A 24,710-nucleotide genomic window follows, 5' to 3' on the forward strand; every position below is an offset into this window, starting at 1 on the left:
CGCGTCGTTCGAATACGCTCTATATCGTCTGGTTATACGCGCCGACTTCCGGATGCGTCCGCAGCACCACATTCATGGCTTCGAACATGTCGTGCATCCGCGCTTCGGAGACCGGGCTTTCGACCACGACCACTAGTTCCGGCTTGTTCGATGATGCGCGCACCAGACCCCAGCTGCCGTCCTCGCAGGTGACGCGCACGCCGTTGACCGTGACGAGATCGCGGATCGATTGTCCGGCGACCTTGTCGCCCTTCTTCTGCGCATCCTCGAAATGCTTCACCACCGCAGCGACGACGCCGTATTTGGTCTCGTCGGCACAATGCGGCGACATGGTCGGCGACGACCAGGTCTTCGGCAGCGCGTCCTTGAGATCGGCCATGGTCTTGCCCGGCGCGCGGTCCATCATTTCGCAGATCGCAATCGCCGAGACGAGGCCGTCGTCATAGCCGCGCCCCACCGGCGCATTGAAGAAGAAGTGACCGGACTTCTCGAAGCCAGCGAGCGCCTTCAGCTCATTGGTGCGGCGCTTCATGTAGGAGTGGCCGGTCTTCCAATAGGTCGTCTTGGCATTCTGCTTCTGCAGCACCGGGTCCGTCACGAACAGGCCCGTCGATTTCACGTCGACCACGAAAGTCGCATCCTTGTGAACCGCCGACATATCGCGCGCGAGCATCACACCAACCTTGTCGGCGAAAATTTCCTCGCCGGTGTTGTCGACGACGCCGCAGCGATCGCCGTCACCGTCGAAACCAAGACCGACATCGGCCTTGTGTTCGAGCACCGCATCGCGGATCGCGTGCAGCATCTCCATGTCTTCCGGATTCGGATTGTATTTCGGGAAGGTGTGATCGAGCTCGGTATCCAGCGGGATCACCTCGCAGCCGATCGCTTCCATCACCTGCGGCGCGAAAGCGCCGGCAGTGCCGTTCCCGCAGGCCACGACGACCTTCAGCTTGCGCTTCAGCTTCGGACGATTGGTGAGATCGGCGATATAGCGCGCCGGATAGTTTTCGTGGAATTGATAGGAGCCGCCAGCCTTGTTCTTGAACTCGGCATTGAGCACGATTTCCTTGAGCCGGGTCATCTCGTCCGGACCGAAGGTCAGCGGCTTGCTGGCACCCATCTTCACACCGGTCCAGCCATTGTCGTTATGCGAGGCCGTCACCATGGCGACACAGGGCACATCGAGATCGAACTGCGCGAAATAGGCCATCGGCGTTACCGCGAGGCCGATATCATGGACCTTGCAGCCGGCGGCCATCAGGCCCGTCATCAGCGCATATTTGATCGAGGCGGAGTAGCCACGGAAATCGTGTCCGGTGACGATTTCCTGCTTCTGGCCGAGTTCTGCAATCAGCGCGCCGAGCCCCATGCCCAGCGCCTGAATGCCCATCAGGTTGATTTCCTTGCCGAACAGCCAGCGCGCGTCATATTCGCGAAAACCCGTGGCCTTTACCATCGGCTCGGATTCGTAAGCGTAGGTATTCGGCACGAGCAAGGGCTTCGGCTTCGGAAACATCGCAGGACCTCGCATCAATTGGGATCAGTCTTGAATGCGCAGGCTTAGCCTTTGCGCACGCCCGTGGGAAGACGCATGGGCATTCAAGGATGCGAGTTTGTTTAGAATTGGGCTGCGGCGTAAATGCCGTGGGAATATGAGGTGCTACTGTTCGAGTACCATCCGGCCATTTGCATATTCGAAGCGTTTCAACTTCGAGAGAAACGACAGGCCGAGTAGATTCTCGGACAGTGCCTCATCGGGCAGCACCATCGCATCGACATCACGCACGGTGAGTTCACCGACCTGCACGACAGCGATTCGCGTGCGCGCAGCCTTCAGCGTTCCGTTCGCCGTTGTCACCGTGGCGTTATAATCGGCACGCGACGGACGCAGACCAAATCGCGCCGCCGACTTTTCATTCAATGCGATGACGGACGCGCCAGTATCGACCATGAAGCCGATGCGCTGGCCCTCGATGCTCCCCTCAGTCTGGAAGTGACCGCGCGCATCGCGCGCAATCGACAGGCTACGGACACCGGCCTTTGCATTGCCCTGTGTCGTGGGTGCAGGGGATGACGCCTTCGCCATGGCCGGTGTCGTCGCCGTCATCTTGTCGGCCATCTGCGCCATCACGGTGCCCAGACCGATCAGGATCGCCGCGAAGAACATGATACTACGCATACGCAACCTCACTGAACGCAATCAGGGGAACCGCGAGTTCATCACACGGGCTCACCACCGTCCGTTCAGGACGGTCTTACAGACTGCTATTTTCGCGAAAAGGATGAGCGAAGCGTTAATGAGCGGCACTTTGCCTGATGATCACGTCCCGCGCGGCTTCACGCGGCGCGTCGGCAGCGCATTGGCGGGATCTTCCGGCCAGGGATGGCGCGGATAGCGGCCGCGCAGGTCCGAGCGCACATCGAGGTAACTGCCCCGCCAGAAGCCTGGCAGATCGCGCGTCACCTGCACCGGCCGCTGCGCCGGCGACAGCAATTCCAGCACCAGCGGCACCTTGCCCTTGGCGACCGACGGATGGGTGTTGAGCCCGAACAATTCCTGCAGACGGACCGCAATGGTCGGCCCCTGCTCGGCTTCGTAATCGATCGCCAGTACCGTCCCCGTCGGCGCCTCGAAATGCGTTGGCGCTTCCTTGTCGAGCCGCGCGCGCAGATCCCAGGGCAGCAGGCCCATCACGGCGTCGGACAGATCGCCCGCCGAAAAGTCCTTCAGCGAGATCTTGTCGAACAGCGCCGGCATCAGCCAGCTCTCGCGCGTCGTAGCGAGCGCAGTGTCGGACAGATCGGGCCATGCGTCGCCTTCCGACGCACGCAGGAACATCACGCGCCCCCGCCACTGCTGCAGCGCCTTCGACCATGGCAAGCGGTCGATGCCCGCGGCAACCAAACCGTCGGCGAAAACGCGCGCGGTGTCTTCAGACGGTTTCAGCGTGAACGGCGCTTCCGACAACGTAATCGCATGCAGCACACGCTTGCGGCGCCCGCGCAGCGACATCGACGCCCGATCGAAACTGACATCGTCGGTATTCTCGATCTGATCGGCGAAACGCGCCTCGATATCGGCCTGCCCGATCGGCGCTGCCAGCAGGATACGGCCATTGGCCGCCGTGCCGGTGAGCTCCGCCACGGCGATATATGGCGCGCGCGCCAGGGCGGCACTTTGTTCGATCGACGCGCCGCGGCCATTAGCCAGCACGAAACTGCCATTGCCGCGGTTCTTCGCGACACGGTCCGGGAAAGCGAAAGCGAGCATGGTGCCGGTGGTCAGCGTATCCGAGGTTGGGCTGCGGCGGTCGAGCCCCCTTCCCCCTTGCGGGGAAGGGTCGGGGATGGGGGTGCCCCACGCTCCGACCTCACTTGTGGGCCCCCCTCCCCGACCCTCCCCCGCAAAGGGGGAGGGAGCAGAAGCGCCGCGCTCGTTGCCTTCGACCTGCCCCGCCCAGCGCTCCGCGAGCTGCCGGGCGCTGCCGGCGCGCTGCGAGCGATCGCGGCGGAACTGATCGAGTCTGACATCGAGATCGACGCTGTCGCCACCAAGGCCACGTTCAGTAAGGACCGCAGCGATCTCGGCAGCCTCCTCGCCATAGCCGAAGCGCGCCGAATCCACGATCATGCGCGCCAGCCGCGGCGGGAGGGCCAGCGCGCGCAGCGCATGGCCTTCCTCGGTGATGCGGCCGTCACCATCCAGCGCGCCGAGTTCGCCGAGCAGGCCGCGCGCTTCCTTCAGCGCTGGCGCGGGCGGCGGATCAAGGAAGGTCAGTTGTGCGGGATCGCTGACGCCCCATTGCGCGAGATCGAGCACCAGCGTCGACAGATCCGCGCTGAGAATTTCGGGCTGTGTGTAGGCCGGCAATGAGGCGGTCTGCGGCTCGTCCCATAGCCGGTAGCAGATGCCGAGCTCGGTCCGGCCGGCGCGGCCGCGGCGCTGATCGACCGCAGCGCGCGAGGCCCGCACGGTCTCCAGCCGCGTCAGTCCGATGTCCGGCTCATAGCGCGGCACGCGCGCGACGCCGGAATCCACCACGATGCGCACGCCTTCGATGGTCAGTGAGGTCTCGGCAATCGAGGTCGCCAGCACCACCTTGCGCTGTCCCTTGGGCGCGGGCTGGATGGCACGGTCCTGCACGCCGGCATCGAGTGCACCGAATAAAGGGACGATCTCGATGGATGCATCCTGTACGCGCTCGGCGAGAAAATTCTGCGTGCGGCGGATCTCTGCAGCGCCCGGCAGGAACGCCAGCACCGAGCCGGGATCGGCACGCAAGGCGGTCGCGATGGCGTCGGCCATCTGCCGCTCGAGCTGGATATCGGGCTTGCGGCCGAGATAGCGTGTCTCCACCGGATAAGCGCGCCCCTCGCTGGCGATGACCGGTGCATCGCCAAGCAGCTTCGCGATGCGCGCGCCGTCGATGGTCGCCGACATCACCAGGATACGCAGATCCTCGCGCAATCCGGTCTGCGCATCGCGCGCCAGAGCGAGGCCCATATCGGCATCGAGCGAGCGCTCGTGAAATTCGTCGAACAGCACGGCGCCGATATTCTTCAGCTCGGGATCGTCGAGGATCTGCCGCGAAAAGATACCTTCGGTGACCACTTCGATCCGGGTGTTGCGCGAGATCTTCGAGCCAAAGCGGACGCGATAGCCGACGGTCTCGCCGACGCGTTCGCCCAGCGTCTTCGCCATCCGCTCGGCGCTGGCGCGGGCTGCGATGCGCCGCGGCTCCAGCATGATGATCTTCCTGCCCTTCAGCCACGGCGCATCGAGCAAAGCCAGCGGCACGCGCGTGGTCTTGCCGGCGCCCGGCGGCGCCACCAGCACCGCGGCGTTGCCGGCGTCCAGCGCGCCTGACAGCTCATCGAGCACAGCATCGATGGGCAGGGATGTATCGAAGGTTCGGGTCAAATCGTCATCTTCGCGATGTTCTCGGGGGACATACCAATCTCAGGTGTCATACGCGGGCTTGACCCGCGTATCCATCTTGCTTCGCGAGAAGATGGATCGCCGGGTCAGGCCCGGCGATGACAGTGGAGAGGACGTTGCGTCCCATTCCCCCACTCCTTAACGCCCGTTAACCACCCCGCCAAACTCGCCCTGCCGCGACCATTTGCGGGGCATATTTGGGGTTCAGAGAAAGGCAATTGAAACCGATCTCGTCTCATGATCCCGCCAAAAGAAGCGCCGAACAGGGGATACCGATGACCACCAGTGGCACCTTCGCCGTCGCCGATCGCGCGGCGCTGTCAGGCACAGAGCGAATCGACTGGGTCGATTACGCCAAGGGTATCTGCATCATCATGGTGGTGATGATGCATTCGGTGCTGGGTGTCGAACTGGCCGCCGGCCAGACCGGCTACATGCATCTGCTGGTGGCCTTCGCCAAACCGTTCCGGATGCCGGATTTCTTCCTGATCTCCGGGCTCTTTCTGGCCCGCGTCATCGACCGCGACTGGCGGACCTATCTCGACCGCAAGGTCGTCCACTTCCTGTATTTCTACGTGCTCTGGGTGACCATCCAGTTCGGCTTCAAGGCGCCCGGCTTTGCTGCCGAACACGGCTGGGCCTATGTCGCCAATCTCTATCTGATCTCCTATATCGAGCCGTTCGGTACGCTGTGGTTTATCTATATGCTGCCGGTGTTCTTCATCGTCACCAAGCTGGCGCGGCGCGTGCCGCCGCTGCTGATCTGGGGCATCGCCGCCGCGCTGGAGATGGCGCATATCAGCACCGGCTGGACGATGATCGACGAGTTCTGCTCGCGCTTCGTCTATTTCTATTCGGGCTACCTGTTCGCGACGCAGGTCTTCGCGCTGTCCGATCGCGCACGGGCCAAGCCGGCGATGGCATTGATCGGCCTTGCGGCCTGGGCGCTGGTCAATGCCGCTCTCGTCTATGACGGCTGCAGCGAATGGCCAGTGATCTCGCTGATGCTCGGCTTTGCCGGCGCGGTCGCGATCATCGTGATGGGCACGCTGCTGGCGAAGATGCAGTGGCTCGGCTTCATCCGCTTCTTCGGCGAGCATTCCATCGTGATCTATCTCGCCTTCTTCCTGCCGATGGCGACATCCCGCGCGCTGTTGCTGAAATTCAGCCCGTTCGACATCGGCACGATCTCGCTGCTGGTGACACTCTGCGGCGTCATCGGCGCGCTGGTGATCTGGCGGCTCGCGCTGATGGTCCGTGCGAACTTCCTGTTCGAACGCCCGGCAGCGTTCTGGATTGCGCCGAAGAAGAAAAGCGCGACGCTGCAGGCGGCGGAGTAGAACTTACACCGCCGTCAGCGACCTTCCGTCATCGAGCTTCACGCCGTCCTTCATGCCCTCAATTTTGGCGCGGAAACCTTCCGCATCGCCGAAATCCGCAAATCCGACATAATGCGGATGCGGGCCGAGCACGCGGCGCGCATGCTTGATCGGACACCAATAAACCTCGGTGCGCGCGGCAACCTCGCGCACGAAGGCGGCCACGCCGTTACAGTATGAGCAATAGGCGCAGTTCACCTTTTCGATGATGTTGAGGTAAGCGAGGTGATGCCGGTCGAACACCAGATAGTCGCGCCGCCGCACCTTGGGGATGCCATAAATCGGAAAGCAGACCGCCTGATAGGCCATCACCCAGAGATCGATCAGTACGAAGGGGATGATCAGTGAATAGATCGCCGGAGCGGACAATACGATCAGCGGATTGGCGCTGAAGAGGTATTTCGACGCGCCCACCTTGATGGCGCGCTGCAGCTTCTCGATATCCTGCTCGAAGACAATCTTGCGCCGCTCGAAACGGAAGCGCAGCTCTTCCCGCCGGCGGGTCAGCTCGGCCTCGATCTCGGCCTCCACGCCCTTCATCTTGTCCATCAGTTCGGCGAGCTCAGGCATGAAGGGTCCTTCGATTGGCAATGACCGGCGCAAGGGCACATGGAACAGGGCGCGACGCAAGCCGGACCACATGACAAAAACCGGCGGGATGACCGGCCGACAGACTGTCATTTCCGGCGAAAATCCTTAAGTTGCGGCCATGCCGAAAACCTCAGAAACAGCCGCCGCCAAGCCCGCCACCGTCAAGGCCCTCGCGAAGGGTGACCATGTCTTTCTGGTCGACGGCTCGTCCTATATTTTCCGCGCCTATCACGCGCTGCCGCCGCTGAACCGCAAATCCGACGGGCTGCAGGTCAATGCGGTGCTGGGCTTCTGCAACATGCTGTGGAAGCTGATCCGCGACATGCCGCCGGACAACCGGCCGACGCATCTGGCGATCATCTTCGACAAGTCGGAAGTGACCTTCCGCAACAAGCTGTATCCCGAATACAAGGCGCACCGGCCACCGGCGCCGGACGACCTGATCCCGCAATTCGCGCTGATCCGCGACGCCGTGCGCGCCTTCGACCTGCCGAGCATCGAACAAGGTGGTTTCGAGGCCGACGACCTGATCGCGACCTATGTCCGCGAAGCCGGTGAACGCGGCGCGACCGCTACCATCGTATCGTCGGACAAGGATCTGATGCAGCTCGTGACCGAACAGGTCACCATGTACGACACCATGAAGGATCGTCGCCTCGGCATTGCGGAGGTGATCGAGAAATTCGGCGTGCCGCCGAACAAGGTCGTCGAAGTACAAGCGCTAGCCGGCGACAGCGTCGACAACGTGCCCGGCGTCCCCGGCATCGGCATCAAGACCGCTGCGCAACTCATCATCGAATATGGCGATCTTGAAACGCTGCTGAACCGCGCCGGCGAGATCAAGCAGCCGAAGCGCCGTGAGTCACTGATCGAGCACGCCGAGAAGGCGCGCATCTCGCGGCAGCTCGTGCTGCTCGACGACAAGGTCGCCCTCGACGTGCCGCTCGATGACCTCGCGGTGCACGAGCCCGACGCGCGCAAGCTGATCGCGTTCCTGAAGGCGATGGAATTCTCGACGCTGACGCGCCGTGTCGCTGAATATGCCGAGATCGATCCGGCGGATGTGGATGCCGACAGCGCAACGAAGAGCAGCGCGGCCTCTGCCCCCTCCCCCCTTGCGGGGGAGGGCCGGGGTGGGGGGTCCACAAGCGGGGGCGATCTGTTTGGCTCACCCCCCTCCCCAACCCTCCCCCGCCTAGCGGAGCTTCGCTCCGCGCGGGGGGGAGGGAGTTCCTCGCGTCCGTCAAGCAGCAGCGCTCATATCGAAGCGGCTGTTCACAGCGACCGCCCTGCCCTCACCCCGATCTCGCTGGCCAAGGCCCGCGCCGAAGCCGCGCGCAAGATGCCAGTGAAGCGCGAGGCCTATCAGCCTGTACGCTCCCTGAAAGAGCTCGAGCTATGGATCACCCGCATCCTCGATACCGGTCACGTCGCATTCGAATGCAAGGCGTCGTCGATCGATCCGATGCAGGCCGACATGGTCGGCATCGCGCTGTCGCTCGGTCCGAATGATGCCTGCTATGTGCCGCTGGCCCATCGCCAGTCCGGCGACGGCGCAGGCCTGTTCGCCGCCGATCTCGAGCCCGACCAGATCAAGGCCGCCGATGCGCTTGCTGCGCTGAAACCGGTACTGGAATCCGCGGGCCTGCTGAAGATCGGCTTCAACATCAAGTTTACCGCGGTGCTGCTCGCACAACACGGCATCACGCTGCGCAATCATGACGACGTGCAACTGATGTCCTATGCGCTCGACGCCGGGCGCAACGCCCATGGCCTCGATGCGCTCGCCGAGATCTGGCTCGGCCATGCCATGTTGACCTTTGGCGAACTGATCGGCTCCGGTAAGGGCAAGCTGACTTTCGAACAGGTCAAGATCGACCGCGCCACGGCCTATGCCGCCGAAGACGCCGACGTGCTGCTGCGGCTGTGGAATGTGCTGAAGCCGCGCCTTGCGGCCGAGCGCATGACCACCGTCTATGAGACGCTGGAGCGACCGCTGATTTCCGTGCTCGCCCGCATGGAGCGCCGCGGCATTTCCATCGACCGTCAGGTGCTATCGAAGCTCTCGGCCGACTTCGCGCAGACCGCTGCGCGTATCGAAGCCGAAATCCGCGAGATTGCCGGCGAAGAGGTCAATATCGGCAGTCCCAAGCAATTGGGCGATATCCTGTTCGGCAAGATGGGTCTGCCGGGCGGCAGCAAGACCAAGACCGGCGCGTGGTCGACCTCGGCGCAGGTGCTCGATGACCTCGCCGAACAAGGCCACGAATTCCCGCGCAAGATACTCGACTGGCGTCAGGTATCGAAACTACGTTCGACCTATACCGACGCGCTGCCGAATTACGTGCATCCGCAGACCCATCGCGTTCACACCACCTACGCACTGGCGGCAACCACCACGGGCCGCCTATCGTCCAACGAACCGAACCTGCAGAACATCCCTGTTCGTACCGAGGATGGCCGCAAGATTCGCCGTGCCTTCATCGCCGCACCCGGCCACAAGCTGGTGTCGGCCGACTACTCGCAGATCGAATTGCGACTGCTCGCGGAGATCGCCGATATCCCGGTGCTGAAACAGGCCTTCCAGGACGGGCTCGACATTCACGCCATGACGGCTTCGGAAATGTTCGGCGTGCCGGTGAAGGACATGCCGGCGGAAATCCGCCGCCGCGCCAAGGCGATCAATTTCGGCATCATCTACGGCATTTCGGCCTTCGGCCTCGCCAACCAGCTCAGCATCCCCCGCGAGGAAGCCGGAGCCTATATCAAGAAATACTTCGAGCGCTTCCCGGGCATCCGCGCCTATATGGACCAGACGCGTGATTTCTGCCGGGAGCACGGCTATGTGCAGACCCTGTTCGGGCGTAAATGTCATTACCCGGACATCAAGGCCTCGAACGCCTCGATCCGCGCCTTCAACGAACGCGCCGCGATCAATGCCCGCCTGCAGGGCACCGCTGCCGATATCATCCGCCGCGCCATGACGCGGATGGAGGACGCGCTGGCGGAGAAGAAGCTCTCAGCCAAGATGCTGCTGCAGGTGCATGACGAACTGATCTTCGAGGTGCCCGACGACGAAGTCGCGGCGACGCTGCCGATCGTGCAGCACACCATGCAGGACGCACCGTTCCCGGCGGTGCTGCTGTCGGTGCCGCTGCAAGTGGATGCGCGCGCGGCGGATAACTGGGAAGAGGCGCACTAGTTTTACCGCCCAAATCGGCGCCGCAGATGGATTTCGACTATCTGCGATGCCGAATCTGAAATGGTTCGACGCCATCCCATGGGCTAAACAACGACCATTCCCAGCCAGCGAATGGTCCCATGCCCCATCTCACGTCCCTGCTCGGCTTCGCCCTCGTCTCGCTCGGCATGGTGCTGACGCCGGGGCCGAACATGATCTATCTGATCTCGCGCTCGATCACGCAGGGTCCTGCGGCCGGCATGGTGTCGCTCGGCGGTGTAGCGCTGGGCTTCATCTTCTACATGCTGTGCGCGGCCTTCGGCATCACCGCGCTACTGTTCGCGGTGCCCTATGCCTATGACGCGCTGAGGCTCGCCGGCGCGGCCTATCTGCTGTGGCTGGCCTGGCAGGCGCTGAAGCCGAACGGCCGCTCGCCGTTCCAGGTCAAGAAGCTCGCCATCGACAGCCCGCGCAAGCTGTTCGTCATGGGCTTCGTCACCAATCTGCTCAATCCAAAGATCGCGATGCTGTATCTGGCGCTGCTGCCACAGTTCATCGATCCCACGGCCGGCAGCGTGCTGACGCAGTCGCTGGTGCTCGGATCGACGCAGACGATCATCAGCGTCGGCGTCAACGGGCTGATCGCGCTCGGCGCCGGATCGATCGCCCTGTTTCTCGGCGAGCGACCGACTTGGCTCAAGCTGCAGCGCTGGCTGATGGGCACGGTGCTGGCCGGTCTCGCCGTGCGGATGGCGTTGGAGACGCGGAAGGCGTGATCTTCCTAACCTCGCCCCGCTCTTTGCGGGGGGAGATCGCGCGCAGCTTTGCGCGCGGGTGAGGGGCAGGGCCGGGCCTGCCTCACTAACAGTCTATCGGATCGGAAAGTCGAACCACGCGTTGAGTAATACGCGAGTAGCACGGACGTTGTGACGTCAGCGCCATGCCCCTCACCCCAGCCCTCTCCCCGCAAAGGGCGGAGAGAGGGAGCCGACCTTAATCCAGCTTCGCCTCCATGCCGCGCTTCACGCCGGGCCGCGCCATCAGCGTGTCGTACCAACGGCCGACATTCGGGAAATCGGCGAACGAGACCTTGTGGCGCTCATGGCGCCAGGCCCAGCCGAGGATGGCGAAATCGGCCACCGACAGCGCGCCGGCAACGTATTCATGGTCAGCCAGGCGACGATCCAGCACGCCATAGAGCCGGCGCGTTTCGTCCGAATAACGCTTCAACCCATACGCGCGCTGGCTTTCGTCCTCCAGCGCGATGAAATGATGCACCTGGCCGGGCATCGGGCCGAAGCCCCCCATCTGCCACATCAGCCATTCCAGCACCGGAATCCGCTCGCCAAGGGACTTCGGCAGGAATTTGCCGGTCTTCTCGCCGAGATAGAGCAGGATGGCGCCGGATTCGAACACACTGACCGGCTTGCCATCCGGCCCATCGGGATCGATGATCGCCGGGATCTTGTTGTTCGGGCTGATTTTCAGGAATTCGGGCTTCATCTGCTCGCCCTTGCCGATATGCACCGGGAAGGCCTTGTAAGGCAGGCCCATTTCCTCCAGCGCGACGGAGACCTTGCGGCCGTTCGGCGTATTCCAGGTGTGCAGCTCGATAGTCATGCGATTCCTCTTCCGGTCTTGCCTGATCTTGTTGCCCGGTCTGTAGCATCGTCTCGATGGGCGGTAAAACGGCCCGAGAGTGTTGACGAGGCCCGCGCCAGTCTGGAATGTGCCGGAAAGCGCCGATAGATTGCGCCCGGTTCAGCACAGAGACCGTTTCAACAGAGACATGCCATTGACCAAATCAGCCGCCCGCGCCCGCCTGTTCGAGATCATCCGCGACCGTTCGTTCGGTTATGGCGAGATCACGCTGGCTTCGGGCCGCAAGAGCAATTTCTATTTCAACCTGAAACCCACGATGTGCCACCCGGAAGGCGCGGCCCTGCTGGCCGAGCTGACCTATGACGCGCTGCGCGACGACAATCTCGATTATGTCGGCGGGCTTGAGATGGGCGCCGTGCCGCTGGCCGGCGCGCTCGCACAGCTCTCCTGGCTGAAAAACCATCCGATCGCGGCCTTCTTCGTCCGCAAGAAGCCGAAGGAGCACGGTGCACGTCTCGCTGTCGAAGGTCTCGCCAAGGGCGAGACGCTGGAGGGCAAACGCATTGTCATCGTCGAGGACGTCACCACCACTGGTGGCTCTGCCGTGAAGGCGCTCGACGCCGTACGCGAGGCCGGCGGCGAAGTCGTGCTGGTCTTCACCATGGTTGATCGCGACGAAGGCGCAGCTGAAACCTTCGCCAAGGCCGGCGTGGCGTTTCGCTCGCTTTACAAGGCCGGCGAATTTCTGAAGGGTTGATCCTTCATCGGCTCCGTTCGCGCACAATGCGCGCAAGGACGCAGTGAAAGGTCACCTTTTGCTTCGCTTCATCGCCCTCGCCGCTTTGCCCCTCATTGTCACGCTTGCGCCCGAGATGGCACATGCAGCCGAGGGCGGCCTCGATGGCACCAGGCTGTCGCTGCTGTGGGCATTACCGTTCGCCGGCATCCTGCTGTGCATCGCCACGGGGCCGGTGCTCTATCATCACGTGTGGGAGCACCATTACGGCAAGTTCGCCGCTTTCTGGGCCGCGTTGGTGATCGTGCCGCTGTTCTTCGTGACTGATGCAACGACCGTGGTGCACACGCTCTCCCACACCGTGCTGCTCGAATACATGCCCTTCATCCTGCTGCTGCTGGCGCTGTTCACCGTGGCCGGCGGCATCTATGTCGAGGGCAACCTGCATGACAGCGTTTTCACCAATACGGTGCTGCTGGGCTTCGGCACGCTGATCGCCAGCGTCGTCGGCACCACCGGCGCGTCGATGATCCTGATCCGGCCGCTGATCCGCGCCAATGACGATCGTCGCACTAACGTCCACGTGGTGGTGTTCTTCATCTTCCTCGTCTCGAATATAGGCGGCTCGCTCTCACCACTCGGCGACCCTCCACTCTTCCTCGGCTTCCTCCGCGGCGTCGATTTCTTCTGGACCACGGTGCACATTTTTCCGGAAATGCTGTTCGCGGCCGGGATCGTGCTGGCGATCTTCATGGTGCTTGATGTCTGGCTGCATCACCGCGAAGGTAATCTGCCTGCGAAGAAAGATCCGACGCCGGATTCGCCACTGCATCTGCATGGTAAGATCAACCTGCTGCTGCTGGTCGTGATCATCGGCGCAATCCTGATGAGCGCAGGCTGGAAGCCCGGCATCACTTTCACCGTGCTCGGCACGCCGCTCGCATTGCAGGATTTGCTGCGCGACGTGATCTTCGTGCTGGTGACATTTGCGTCGCTGTGGCTGACAAAGACCGAGCACCGCAAGGCGAACGATTTCAAATGGGGGCCGATCGAGGAAGTCGCACTGCTGTTCGCCGGCATTTTCATTTGCATCGTGCCGGTCATGGCCATGCTGCAGGCTGGCGCCAATGGCCCGTTTGCGTCGCTGGTAGCGTTGGTCAGCCATGCCGACGGTACGCCGAACAATGCCGCTTATTTCTGGCTGACCGGCATCCTGTCGTCGTTCCTCGACAATGCGCCAACCTATCTGGTGTTCTTCGAACTCACCGGCGGTGACGCCAAGACATTGATGGCATCGGGCGCGGCGACGCTGGCGGCGATTTCGGCAGGTGCAGTGTTCATGGGCGCCAACACCTATATCGGCAACGCCCCGAACTTCATGGTCTATGCCATTGCCCGCGACGCGGGCATAAAAATGCCAAGCTTCTTCGGTTACATCCTGTGGTCGGGTGCGGTGCTGATCCCGGTCTTCCTGGTGATGACATGGGTGTTTTTCATCTAGCCCGCTGCGCTGGTTACCATTCATTTACCATGACGCCCTAACATGACACCGCACCGGAGCGTTTTCGCTCGGGCACTGACATGCGGTCGCGGAGCTGGCGTTGCGTCACAATCGAACATCCTCGCATGTCGTGCGTCCCCTGGTGCTGCTGACGGCGATGAGTCTCGTCGCACTGACCCCGCAGACGGCATCTGCGCAGAATTTCTTCGATTTCCTGTTCGGCGGCGGCCAGCCGCAGAAACAGCAACAGCGTCGTGGCGCGCCCGCGCCGGAGAGCAATTTCTTCTCCGATCCGTTCGGCCTCAACACGCCTGCCGAAGCGCCGCCGCCCCAGCGCAGCGCATCTATCGGCGGCTCCGGTCCCGCCTTCTGCGTGCGCACCTGCGACGGCAAGTATTTTCCGCTAGGTCGCGGCATGAGCCCGGCGCAGATGTGCCAGGCATTCTGCCCGGCGGCGACCACCAAGGTCCTGTTCGGCAGCAGCATCGAGAACGCATCATCGAGCACCGGTGAGCGTTACAACGATCTGGAAAACGCCTTCGCCTATCGCAAGGCGCTGAAGGCCGACTGCACCTGCAACGGCCGCGATCCCTCCGGCCTCGCGCCGGTCGATCTGACGCTCGATACGTCGCTGCGTCCCGGCGATGTCATCGCCACCACCAACGGCCTCGTCGCTTTCTCGGGCGTCCGCACCGGCAACACCCAGACTGCGGAATTCACGCCGGTGGCGAATTATCCCGGCCTGACCTCGGATGTCCGTGCCCGGCTCGGCGAGATGAAGGTGGCACCGGTCTCTGCAGAAATGATCACCGACGAAGCGCCCATGTCCGAAGCCGCGCGTGATGCAGCGCCGGCTGCTGCCACGACCGTCGTGCCGAAGAGCGCGCCAACGGCCCGTGCCAAGCGCGCCGAGCTTCAGTAGATCATCGACCGACGATGACGCCGATCACGTTCGGCGCCGAGAGATACTTCTCTTCGATCTCGGCACGCGCCGCAGCGCGATTCTCCGGCGTCAGCAATCCGCGCTTCTCGGCGAGGATCATCCAGCAATAGCCCCACCAGTCGGTGAGCATGCCGTGGTCGTCGACAAGGTCGTACCCCTGTTCCGCGGCGAAAATCCGCGCATGCGCCTCGTCGAGCTGATCGAGCCAAGCGTGATCTTCCAGCGAGAACAGGTCATCGCTGATGTCGTCCGTCGTATAGCCCCAGACCGAGAGGCAAACAGTGTTGAACTCGCGATCGATCTGATCGTCATCGATCGGATGCCGGCGCGCCATCAAATGCAGCCGCGACAGCGACCGCGCGAAGTCGGCTATGCGGGTGAGAGCAAACTGATCGAAGGCAATGGTGGACATCTAGTCCTCGCGAGCTTGAACAGACCATAGATATTGTAGGCGAAGGCAACGAATCACCTCGGAATATCAATAGCTTACTAATTTGTTCTTAATTTGTTCCAATTTTTATAAATTTGGTTCTCGCATGCCTGCCCAAATCCCGGGCAGCTCCATGGCAAAAGCTCGCCACCCCCACGGGTTCCGGGAGCAGCCAAATGCGCGTATGATTTTGGTCAGTGACACAGCTCAGGATGGCCGGTTTGTCAGATCTATCAGTCCCAGCAAAATTCCAACCCGAGAATACGGCTGTCGATGAACTGGCGCTTGCCGACATCAAGAGCGCTATCCTCGTCAAGTTGAGGCTGGCAATCGGCAAGGAAGCCGCATTCGCCACCAAGCACGACTGGTACAAGGCTGCCGCCCTGACGCTGCGCGACCGCATGGTGCATCGCTGGCTGAGCTCGGACAAAGAGAGCTACGACGCCGGCCGCAAGCGGGTCTATTACCTCTCGCTGGAATTCCTGATCGGCCGCCTGTTCACCGATGCGCTGAACAATATGGGCCTGCTGCCGCTGTTCGAAGCCGCGCTCGGCGATCTTGGCGTCGGCCTCGACGAACTCCGCAAATGCGAGCCGGATGCAGCGCTCGGCAATGGCGGCCTCGGCCGCCTCGCCGCTTGCTTCATGGAGAGCATGGCAACGCTCGGCATTCCAGCTTTTGGCTACGGTATCCGCTACAACTTCGGCCTGTTCCGTCAGGTCATCTCGCACGGCGTGCAGCAGGAATATCCCGACGAGTGGCTCGGCTTTGGCAATCCGTGGGAACTACCGCGGCGGGAAGTCACGTATAACGTCTATTTCGGTGGCAGCATCGAAACCGTCGAGGACGGCAAGGGCCGCAAGCAGGTCATCTGGCATCCCGGCGAGACCGTCGAGGCTGTTGCCTATGACACGCCCATCGTCGGCTGGCGCGGCCAGCATGTGAACGCGCTGCGGCTGTGGTCGGCGCGCGCGCCGGATCCGCTGCGCCTCGACGTCTTCAACACCGGCGACTATGTCAGCGCCAGCGCCGAACAGGCGCGCGCCGAAGCGATCTGCAAGTTCCTCTATCCGAACGACGAGAGCGCCGCCGGCCGCGAATTGCGTCTGCGCCAGGAATATTTCTTCGTCTCCGCCTCGCTGCAGGATCTGGTCAAGCGTCACCTCCATTCCGATGGCAATCTGCGTGGCCTCGCCAACAAGGCGGCGGTGCAGATGAACGACACGCATCCGAGCCTGGCCATCGCCGAGCTGATGCGCATCCTGGTCGATCAGCACAATATGCGCTGGGATGCCGCCTGGCAGATCACCAACGCGACCTTGTCCTACACCAACCACACGCTGCTGCCCGAAGCGCTGGAGACCTGGCCGGTCGAACTGTTCCAGCGTCTGCTGCCACGGCATCTCGAAATCATCTATCGTATCAATGAAGCGCATCTCGACCGCGCCGATGCCACGCGTCCGGGCGACACCGCCTATCGCGCTTCGGTCTCGATCATCGACGAGACCTCCGGCCGCCGCGTGCGCATGGGCAATCTCGCTTTCATCGGCTCGCACCGCATCAATGGCGTGTCGGCGATGCATTCGGAGCTGATGAAGGAGACCGTGTTCCACGACCTCAACCAGCTCTATCCCGGCCGCATCACCAACAAGACCAACGGCATTACTTTCCGCCGCTGGCTGATGCTGGCCAATCCGAAGCTCACCGACCTGTTGCGCGCCACCTGCGGCGAAGCCGTGCTCGACGATCCCACCCGGCTCATCAAGCTCGAGGCTTTTGCCGGCGACGCCGCGTTCCAGCAGGAATTCCGCAAGGTCAAGCATCACAACAAACTCGCGCTCGCACGTGTGATTGGCGAGAAACTCGGCGTACAGGCTGATCCCTCGGCGCTGTTCGACGTGCAGATCAAGCGCATCCACGAATACAAGCGACAATTGCTCAACCTCATTGAAACAGTCGCGCTGTATCAGGCGATCAAGGACGAGCCGGGCAAGGACTGGGTGCCGCGCGTCAAGATTTTCGCCGGCAAGGCGGCGGCGAGCTATCGCTACGCCAAGCTGATCATTCGCCTCATCAACGACGTTGCCGAGACCGTCAACAACGATACGACGATCGGCGGCAAGCTGAAGGTCGCGTTCCTGCCTGACTACAATGTCAGCCTGGCGGAAGTCATCATTCCTGCGGCCGATCTCTCCGAGCAGATCTCCACCGCCGGTATGGAAGCCTCCGGCACCGGCAATATGAAGCTCTCGCTGAACGGCGCGCTGACCATCGGCACGCTGGACGGCGCCAATATCGAAATCCGCGACAATGTCGGCCCGGAGAATATCGCGATCTTCGGCATGACCGCTGCTGAAGTTGTCGAGCGCCGCGCCAAGGGCCTCGACGCTTCTGACGTCATCAACAAATCGCCCAATCTCGGCCGCGCGATCCAGGCCATCGAGACCGGTGCATTCTCGCCGGACGATCCTGGCCGCTACGCGTCAGTGGGCCACGCACTGCGCCATCTCGACCATTACGTCGTGAGTGCTGACTTCGACTCCTATTACGAAGCCCAGCGCGGCATCGACACGCGATGGAGGGCCGGCTCCGCCTGGAGCCGCGCCGCGATTCTCAACACTGCCCGGATGGGCTGGTTCTCGTCAGACCGCACCATCCGCGAATATGCCGATGATATCTGGGGCGTGCCGGTTGCTGGCGATCTACCGGGCACACCGAGTCTGCAGGCACGAAAGGCAACGTAAGCGCGATGGTGCTCACGCGCGATACGCAACGAGCACCGCGCCGCAGGCGATCAGGATGACGCCGAGCCAGTTCGGCAGCGACAATTTCTCGCCGAGAAACAACACGGCAAACACCGCCACGAACACCACACTGAGCTTGTCGATCGGCGCCACCTGCGCGGCATTGCCAAGTTTCAGCGCGCGGAAGTAGCAGATCCACGATGCTCCGGTCGCTAAACCAGACAGCACGAGGAACAACCACGTCTTTGCTGAGACCGCTGACGGCGATTGCCAGTTTCCCGTGACATAAACCATCATACCGGCGGCAAAGAGAATGACGATGGTGCGGATGAAGGTCGCGAAGTCCGAATTGACGTTCTCGATGCCGATCTTGGCGAAGATCGCCGTCAGCGCAGCGAAGGCCGCGGATAGCAGCGCCCAGAACGGCCAGGAGAGCATGACGTTTTTCATGGGAGCAATTCTCTACCCCTGGTCGTTATCGCGAAGAGTGCAGCGACGAAGCAACTCTGCCTTCGCTTGTACTCTGGATTACTTCGCTTCGTTTGCAATGACGGCTTAAATTTTGTCCATCAAGCAAAAAGGGCGGCCTTATGGCCGCCCTTTCGCATTCAATCTTGAAGCAGCAACTTACTCCGCGGCCAGCTTCACATCCGGCGCAGCGGCGCGGACATCCGCGTCAACCTGGGCTTCGAACTTGGCGAAGTTCTTCTGGAACATGCCGACCAGTTTTCGCGCAGTCGCGTCGAATTCGGCCTTGTCCTTCCAGGTGTTGACGGGATCGAGGATCTCCGACGGCACGCCATCCAGCGCAGTCGGGACTGCGAAGCCGAAATACTTGTCGGTGCGGAATTCCACGTTGCGCAGCGAGCCGTTCAGCGCCGCAGTCAGCAGCGCGCGGGTCACCTTGATCGGCATGCGCGAACCGACGCCATACTTGCCACCGGTCCAGCCGGTATTGACCAGCCAGCAGTCGACATTGTGCTTGGCGATCAGGTCACGCAGCATGTTGCCATAGACCGAGGGATCGAGCGGCAGGAAGGGCGAGCCGAAGCAGGTCGAGAATTCCGGCTCCGGATCGTTGCCGAGGCCGCGCTCGGTGCCGGCGACCTTGGCGGTGTAGCCGGACAGGAAGTGATACATCGCCTGCGCCGGAGTCAGCTTGGCGATCGGCGGCAGCACGCCGAACGCGTCGGCGGCGAGCATCACCACGTTCTTCGGCTGCGGCGCGCGGCCGGTGCGCGAGGCGTTAGGAATGAAGTCGAGCGGATAGGCCGAGCGGGTGTTCTCAGTCTTCGAACCATCGTCGAAATCCGGCAGGCGGGTATTGGCGTCGAGCACGACGTTTTCCAGCACCGCGCCGAAGCGCTTGCTCGCCGCATAGATCGCGGGCTCGGCTTCTTCGGAAAGCTTGATGGTCTTGGCGTAGCAGCCGCCTTCGAAATTGAAGATGCCGTCCTTGCCCCAGCCATGCTCGTCGTCGCCGATCAGCGTGCGCTTCGGATCGGCCGAGAGCGTGGTCTTGCCGGTGCCAGACAGGCCGAAGAAGATCGCGCTATCACCATCGGGGCCGACATTGGCCGAGCAATGCATCGGCAACACGCCCTTGGCAGGCAGATAGTAGTTCAGCGTAGTGAAGACCGACTTCTTCATTTCGCCGGCATAATAAGACCCGCCGATCAGGACGATCTTGCGGGCGAAATCGATGGCCACGACGTTTTCCGAGCGGCAGCCGTGACGTTTGGGATCGGCCTTGAAGCTCGGCAGGTCGATGATGGTGAGTTCAGGCACGAAGTCCTTCAACGCAGCGGCTTCCGGACGGATCAGCAGCGTGCGGATGAACAGCGAGTGCCATGCGAGTTCGGTGAACACGCGGGTCTTGATCTGGAAACTCGGATCGGCGCCGCCATAAAGGTCCTGCGCGAACAGGGTCATGCCTTCGGCGTGCTTCTTGAAATCGATATAGAGCGCTTCGAACTGCTCCGGAGTGATCGCCTGATTGCCAGCCCACCACATCTGTTCGGTGGAAGCGTCCTTGACGGTGAACTTGTCCTTCGGGCTGCGGCCGGTGAATTCACCCGTGTCAGCACAGAGCGCGCCATCGGACGACAATTCGGCTTCGCCGTTACGCAGCGAATATTCGTAAAGCTGCGGCGCGCCGAGATTCCAGTTCACCGCTTTGAGATTTTTCAGTCCGAATTTGTCGGCGCCATAGGCACCGTTGCGTACGCCCGTCTCTTGCACGGAATATTCCTCCTTGAGTCCGCATATCCGACCTGTGCAACTGTCTTCAATCGCACGTCAGCAGCGGTAGCCGTCATTATAACCACCGAGGCCGTAACCCGGCGATCTAATAGTGACGAAGATGTGAAATGCCAAGCTGCTGTCCGCATATTTGGTTTATTCCAGCACGGCACTTGATACCGCTCAATTATTCAAAGCGCGGGCCTGCTCTGCGAGTTCCTTCAGGACTTGCCGCAATGCACCCGGAGTGACAATCCGCCGCGGAAAGTCCAGCCGGATCACCGTCGCGCCGTTCTGCAGGTCCATGCCATCCGGATCGCAGCCGGTGCACCGCCAGTCGCCTGCGTCCGCGTGGAGAAGCTTGGTTGCATAGAGATTGAGCGCGTCGAGATGATCGGCGTTCATATGAGCAACAGCGCCCTCCTCGGCCTCGAGCATGCCTTCGGCATCGGTGAGATCGGTCAGGAATTGCTCCGGCTTCAGGTCGTTAATGCGGCCAAAGCCGGCCACCAGATGGGCACTCTTCGGCTTGATCCGGAAGAACGAAAAATCCTTAAAATCCACAAAGACTTGCGCGGATGGATGGACGCTGAGATAGCGCCGGCGCAGCAGCGATTTTTCGCTGTCGCTGGCCTCCTGCGCGATACCTCCGAGCATGATGCGTGAGCCCTCCAGGGGGTCCCCCGGCGCCCGCTCATCCAGCATCAGCGAGACGCGGGCATCCGCCAGAATATTGCGGGTATGCAGCGCCAGCCGGGAAATCAGGAGAATCGGCGACCCGTCCGGGTGGCTGGCGACATTGGCCAGCGCACAATAAGGATCGCCGGAACCGACGGCCAGGGTAGCCAGCGCCCCCTGCCGACTGCGCCGCAACAGCGACCGGGTGACGCGCGAGGGGTCGAAATCAGGGGTCGGCTGCATGGTTAAATCCCGTATTTCATTGCAAAAAGTGGCTATTTCTTCTCCCCCGGGAGGTCTATACATCTACGGAACCCACGCGTCATTCAAGCGTTCAGGGAACTTGGCCACACTTCAGCCCAGCTTGCATTGCTCGTTGACTGTGTTCTTAAGGCCACCTCATACGGCGGATTGTTGAATTCTGCCGGATAGCCCATCCCGCTTCGGAAAGCAGGCTCATGCCAACTATCGCACTGGTCGACGACGACCGTAACATTCTCACATCCGTATCGATCGCGCTGGAAGCCGAGGGCTACCGCATCATGACCTATACGGATGGTGCTTCCGCACTCGATGGCTTCCGCACGAGCCAGCCGGACCTCGCAATCCTCGATATCAAGATGCCCCGCATGGACGGCATGGAGACACTGCGCCGTCTGCGCCAGAAGTCCGATCTGCCGGTGATCTTCCTGACGTCGAAGGACGAGGAGATCGACGAGCTGTTCGGCCTGAAAATGGGCGCCGACGATTTCATCCGAAAACCGTTTTCGCAGCGTCTGCTGGTCGAGCGCGTCAAGGCGGTGCTGCGCCGCGCCGCGCCGAAGGACCCGACTGCCGCTCCGAAGGAGACTGATGCCAAGGCGCTCGATCGCGGTTTGCTGCGGATGGATCCGGAACGTCACACCTGCACTTGGAAGAACGAGCCGGTCACATTGACCGTCACTGAGTTCCTAATCCTGCAGGCGCTGGCGACGCGCCCCGGCGTGGTGAAGAGCCGCAACGCGCTGATGGATGCCGCCTATGACGATCAGGTCTATGTGGACGATCGCACCATCGACAGCCACATCAAGCGGCTGCGCAAGAAGTTCAAGGTCGTCGACGACGACTTCGAGATGATCGAGACGCTGTATGGCGTCGGTTATCGCTTCAAGGAAACCTGATCTGTAAGGGTTCCCGCGGCACGGCTGGGGGCCTGACGGCTCAGCCGTGCTGCGCTAGAATGCGCATACACATACGCAACAATGAGCGCCGCGTGATGTATCGCAGATATCGACAACAACCGGGCAGTTTTGGCATTGCTGGATCGTACGCAGCCTGATGAAAGCCTGGACGCTGACGGCACGTCGCCGAATGCGGCAGGCGGCGATGCCGATCGCACCCGTCGCGGCTGGCAGCGCCCGCTCGACTGGCTGCGCCGTGCCCGGCAGTTCTTCGTTGCGCTGACCTTTTCAAGTCTGACGCGCCGCATCGTCTCGCTCAACCTCGCCGGCCTCTGCGCGCTGGTCGCCAGCATTCTCTATCTCTCGCAGTTTCGCGCCGGCCTGATCGACGCGCGTGCGCAGAGCTTGCTGGTGCAGGCCGAAATCATCGCCAGCGCCATTGCCGCTTCGGCAACCGTCGAAACCAATACGATCACGATCGACCCCGACCGCTTGCTCGATCTCAAGCCCGGCGAAACCTATGGCGTGCCGGACGAACTCTCCGGCCTCGATTTCCCGATCAATCCCGAACGCGTTGCGCCGGTGCTGCGGCGGCTGATTTCGCCGACCAAGACGCGTGCGCGCATTTACGACCGCGATGGCGTGCTGATCCTCGACAGCCGCAGCCTTTATGGCCGCGGCGATGTGCTGCGTTTCGAACTGCCGCCGCCGACCACCGAGAAGCCCGGCTTTGCCGAACGCACGATGATCGCGGTCCGAACCTGGCTCAATCGCGGCGACCTTCCGCTATATCGCGAACTCGGCCCGGAAAATGGCAATGGCTATCAGGAAGTGCAGCAGTCGCTCGACGGTCTAAAGAGCAGCATGGTGCGCATCAACGAACGGGGCGAAGTGATCGTCTCGGTCGCCGTCCCAGTGCAGCGCTTCCGCGCCGTGCATGGTTCGCTGATGCTGTCGACCCAGGGCGACGACATCGACCAGATGGTGACCGCCGAACGTCTGGCGATTCTAAAAGTCTTTGCGGTCGCCGCCGTGGTGATGATCGTGCTGTCGCTGCTGCTGGCATCGACCATCGCCGGTCCGGTGCGACGGCTGGCCGACAGCGCCGAGCGCGTCCGCCGCCGCATCCGCACGCGTGTCGAGATTCCTGACTTCACCCGCCGCCGCGACGAGATCGGGCATCTCTCCGGCGCGCTGCGCGACATGACCGATGCGCTTTATAATCGCATCGAGGCGATCGAGATGTTCGCGGCCGACGTCTCGCACGAACTCAAGAATCCTTTGACCTCGCTGCGCTCCGCCGTGGAAACACTCCCGCTGGCGAAGAACGACAACAGCCGCGGCCGCCTGCTCGCGGTGATCGAACACGACGTGCGTCGGCTTGACCGGTTGATCTCGGATATTTCCGACGCCAGCCGTCTCGATGCCGAACTCCAGCGCAACGACACTGCGCCCGTCGATGTCCGACGGTTGCTGACCACACTGACCTCGGTCGCCAACGAAACCAAGCTCGGTCATGACGTCGGCGTTGAAGTCCGCTTCGAAGGCGCTGCCAGTGATGCGTTTTCGGTGCCCGGCCACGACTCCCGCCTCGGTCAGGTCATCACCAATCTCGTCACCAATGCGCAGTCATTCTCGACACCGGGCGGCAAGGTGCGGATCGTCTGCCGTCGCTTGAAAGGCAAGATCGAGATCGTGGTCGATGACGACGGCCCCGGCATCGGACTGGATGCACTCGAACGGATCTTCGAACGCTTTTACACCGACCGCCCGCATCAGGGCTTTGGTCAGAATTCTGGCCTCGGCCTGTCGATCTCCAAGCAGATCGTCGAGGCCCATAGCGGTACGATCTGGGCGGAGAACCGCATCGGCCCGGCCAACGCCGACGGCGAGATCCCGGTGCTGGGTGCACGCTTCGTGGTACGGTTGCCGGCCACATGAGCGCGGATGGCAAAAGCATCCATGCCTCCGCCGTACTGGTCGATGAGCGCGCGGTCCTGATCCGGGGGCCGTCCGGCTCCGGGAAATCGCGGCTGGTCTTCGACCTGATCCTCGCAGCTCAGAGCGGACAGCTTCCCGAGGCGATGCTGGTCGGCGACGACCGGGTGCATCTGGATGTCAGGGATGGAAAACTGTGGGTACGGCCGGCGCCCGAACTGGTCGGGCTGCTTGAGGTCAGGGGGCTCGGAATCCGGCGTCTGGACTGCGCTACCGGCGCCATCGTCGGGCTGGTGGTCGATCTCGCCGCCACCGACGCTGCACGCCTGCCAGAGCCGGAAGCGCTCAAAACCACACTGGAGGGCGTTGAATTGCCCCGAATCCCGGTCGGGACAGGCTTTTCACCACTACCATTGGTCGTAGCCGCGCTTATTACAAACGATGGTTTAGCCGCAGTGCGACCTTTGGACGATTGCTCGAAGGGAATTGGTAACCATATTAGTCCCACTATCGCCACCGAATAGACCCGCGCTACTTCCCGCCGCATCCGTGCAATTTAAGGGAGATTCGCGAAGAGCCCTCTTGCATAGGGGCTCTGGATGGTCAAAGTGGCCCTTTCGTGCGGTGCACCAAAAGCACCCACG

Annotated in this window: 19 protein-coding genes; 10 read left to right on the forward strand and 9 right to left on the reverse strand. The window is 62.2% G+C overall.

Annotation, left to right across the window (positions count from 1 at the left end; genetic code table 11):
* Positions 1-19: 19 nt before the first annotated feature.
* The 3 genes from CHC01_RS04550 to hrpB all read right to left on the reverse strand — a co-directional run bounded on the left by CHC01_RS04550 (position 20) and on the right by hrpB (position 4,924).
* The gene (locus CHC01_RS04550) at positions 20-1,519 is read right to left on the reverse strand and encodes a phosphomannomutase/phosphoglucomutase (RefSeq protein WP_089262839.1); all 1,500 of its coding nucleotides are present in this window, start codon (positions 1,517-1,519) and stop codon (positions 20-22) included.
* A gap of 144 nt (positions 1,520-1,663) precedes the next feature.
* Positions 1,664-2,182 carry a TIGR02281 family clan AA aspartic protease gene (locus CHC01_RS04555; protein ID WP_089262841.1) on the reverse strand — a complete coding sequence of 173 codons (519 nt, stop codon included), beginning with the start codon at positions 2,180-2,182 and terminating at the stop codon, positions 1,664-1,666.
* 141 nt (positions 2,183-2,323) lie between these two features.
* Positions 2,324-4,924 carry an ATP-dependent helicase HrpB gene (gene hrpB, locus CHC01_RS04560; RefSeq protein ID WP_089262843.1) on the reverse strand — a complete coding sequence of 867 codons (2,601 nt, stop codon included), beginning with the start codon at positions 4,922-4,924 and terminating at the stop codon, positions 2,324-2,326.
* Positions 4,925-5,217: 293 nt separating this feature from the next.
* Here hrpB and CHC01_RS04565 point away from each other — a divergent pair, with 293 nt between their 5' ends.
* Positions 5,218-6,282: an acyltransferase family protein gene (locus tag CHC01_RS04565; RefSeq protein ID WP_089262845.1), complete on the forward strand. Its 1,065-nt coding sequence runs from the start codon at positions 5,218-5,220 to the stop codon at positions 6,280-6,282.
* Positions 6,283-6,285: 3 nt separating this feature from the next.
* Here CHC01_RS04565 and CHC01_RS04570 read toward each other — a convergent pair whose 3' ends face one another.
* Positions 6,286-6,891: a hypothetical protein gene (locus tag CHC01_RS04570; protein WP_089263650.1), complete on the reverse strand. Its 606-nt coding sequence runs from the start codon at positions 6,889-6,891 to the stop codon at positions 6,286-6,288.
* 139 nt (positions 6,892-7,030) lie between these two features.
* Here CHC01_RS04570 and polA point away from each other — a divergent pair, with 139 nt between their 5' ends.
* Positions 7,031-10,114, forward strand: a complete 3,084-nt coding sequence (polA, locus tag CHC01_RS04575) for a DNA polymerase I (protein WP_089262847.1) — start codon at positions 7,031-7,033, stop codon at positions 10,112-10,114.
* A 119-nt stretch (positions 10,115-10,233) separates the two neighbouring features.
* On the forward strand, positions 10,234-10,869 hold the full coding sequence (locus CHC01_RS04580) for a LysE family translocator (protein ID WP_089262849.1): 636 nt from the start codon (positions 10,234-10,236) through the stop codon (positions 10,867-10,869).
* A 217-nt stretch (positions 10,870-11,086) separates the two neighbouring features.
* Here CHC01_RS04580 and CHC01_RS04585 read toward each other — a convergent pair whose 3' ends face one another.
* On the reverse strand, positions 11,087-11,713 hold the full coding sequence (locus CHC01_RS04585; protein WP_089262851.1) for a glutathione S-transferase family protein: 627 nt from the start codon (positions 11,711-11,713) through the stop codon (positions 11,087-11,089).
* 175 nt (positions 11,714-11,888) lie between these two features.
* On the opposite strand from CHC01_RS04585, the gene pyrE reads away from it, so the two are divergent.
* From pyrE to CHC01_RS04600, 3 genes are all read left to right on the forward strand, one after another.
* On the forward strand, positions 11,889-12,452 hold the full coding sequence (gene pyrE, locus CHC01_RS04590) for an orotate phosphoribosyltransferase (RefSeq protein WP_089263651.1): 564 nt from the start codon (positions 11,889-11,891) through the stop codon (positions 12,450-12,452).
* 115 nt (positions 12,453-12,567) lie between these two features.
* On the forward strand, positions 12,568-13,932 hold the full coding sequence (locus CHC01_RS04595) for a sodium:proton antiporter (protein WP_089263652.1): 1,365 nt from the start codon (positions 12,568-12,570) through the stop codon (positions 13,930-13,932).
* 157 nt (positions 13,933-14,089) lie between these two features.
* Positions 14,090-14,854 (forward strand): DUF2865 domain-containing protein, encoded by a 765-nt coding sequence (locus CHC01_RS04600; protein ID WP_089263653.1) that lies wholly within the window; start codon positions 14,090-14,092, stop codon positions 14,852-14,854.
* A 1-nt stretch (position 14,855) separates the two neighbouring features.
* Here the strand turns inward: CHC01_RS04600 and CHC01_RS04605 are convergent, their stop codons facing one another.
* Positions 14,856-15,287, reverse strand: a complete 432-nt coding sequence (locus CHC01_RS04605; RefSeq protein WP_089262853.1) for a hypothetical protein — start codon at positions 15,285-15,287, stop codon at positions 14,856-14,858.
* Positions 15,288-15,517: 230 nt separating this feature from the next.
* On the opposite strand from CHC01_RS04605, the gene CHC01_RS04610 reads away from it, so the two are divergent.
* Positions 15,518-18,049: a glycogen/starch/alpha-glucan phosphorylase gene (locus CHC01_RS04610; protein ID WP_089262855.1), complete on the forward strand. Its 2,532-nt coding sequence runs from the start codon at positions 15,518-15,520 to the stop codon at positions 18,047-18,049.
* Between the two features lie 12 nt (positions 18,050-18,061).
* On the opposite strand, the gene CHC01_RS04615 is transcribed toward CHC01_RS04610, so the two are convergent.
* From CHC01_RS04615 to CHC01_RS04625, 3 genes are all read right to left on the reverse strand, one after another.
* On the reverse strand, positions 18,062-18,499 hold the full coding sequence (locus CHC01_RS04615; RefSeq protein ID WP_089262857.1) for an EamA family transporter: 438 nt from the start codon (positions 18,497-18,499) through the stop codon (positions 18,062-18,064).
* 177 nt (positions 18,500-18,676) lie between these two features.
* Positions 18,677-20,290, reverse strand: coding sequence for a phosphoenolpyruvate carboxykinase (locus CHC01_RS04620; protein ID WP_089262859.1), 1,614 nt, complete (start codon positions 20,288-20,290; stop codon positions 18,677-18,679).
* Positions 20,291-20,473: 183 nt separating this feature from the next.
* Entirely contained in the window at positions 20,474-21,211 is a 738-nt protein-coding gene (locus CHC01_RS04625) for a HugZ family pyridoxamine 5'-phosphate oxidase (protein WP_089262861.1), read from the reverse strand.
* A gap of 215 nt (positions 21,212-21,426) precedes the next feature.
* Here CHC01_RS04625 and CHC01_RS04630 point away from each other — a divergent pair, with 215 nt between their 5' ends.
* The 3 genes from CHC01_RS04630 (at position 21,427) to CHC01_RS04640 (ending at position 24,590) form a co-directional block, all read left to right on the forward strand.
* On the forward strand, positions 21,427-22,128 hold the full coding sequence (locus CHC01_RS04630) for a response regulator transcription factor (protein WP_068733897.1): 702 nt from the start codon (positions 21,427-21,429) through the stop codon (positions 22,126-22,128).
* Between the two features lie 135 nt (positions 22,129-22,263).
* Positions 22,264-24,069, forward strand: coding sequence for a sensor histidine kinase (locus CHC01_RS04635; protein WP_089263654.1), 1,806 nt, complete (start codon positions 22,264-22,266; stop codon positions 24,067-24,069).
* 56 nt (positions 24,070-24,125) lie between these two features.
* Positions 24,126-24,590: an HPr kinase/phosphorylase gene (locus CHC01_RS04640; protein WP_374725710.1), complete on the forward strand. Its 465-nt coding sequence runs from the start codon at positions 24,126-24,128 to the stop codon at positions 24,588-24,590.
* Positions 24,591-24,710 lie beyond the last annotated feature (120 nt).

It is taken from the genome of Tardiphaga sp. OK246 (assembly GCF_900188215.1).
Classification (GTDB): Bacteria; Pseudomonadota; Alphaproteobacteria; order Rhizobiales; family Xanthobacteraceae; genus Tardiphaga; species Tardiphaga robiniae.